This is a genomic window from Nocardioides cremeus (assembly GCF_030518195.1).
GTDB lineage: Bacteria > Actinomycetota > Actinomycetes > Propionibacteriales > Nocardioidaceae > Nocardioides > Nocardioides cremeus.
This window is the reverse complement of record NZ_JAULSC010000427.1, coordinates 1-224: the sequence shown is the minus strand read 5'-3', so window position 1 is coordinate 224 and position 224 is coordinate 1. Positions and strand designations below refer to the sequence as shown.

The 224-nt window shown below is 73.2% G+C and carries 1 pseudogene; it reads left to right on the top strand.

The features are described 5' to 3' along the window. A pseudogene (locus QWJ41_RS21600) lies at positions 1 to 224 on the top strand (aminotransferase); the annotation flags it as partial.

Sequence of the window (224 nt, the reverse complement as noted above, 5' to 3'; positions counted from 1 at the left end):
AGCCGGTGGTCAAGTTCGTCTGCCCGGGGCCCGGCTACGACCGGCACTTCTCCATGCGGGCCGACTTCGGCATCGAGATGCTCACCGTGCCGATGCACGACGCCGGCCCCGCCGTCGCGGCCGTCGCCGCGCTGGTGGCCGACGACCCGGCGGTCAAGGGCATGTGGGTGGTGCCGACGTACGCCAACCCGACCGGCTCGGTGGTCTCCCCCGACGTCGCCCAG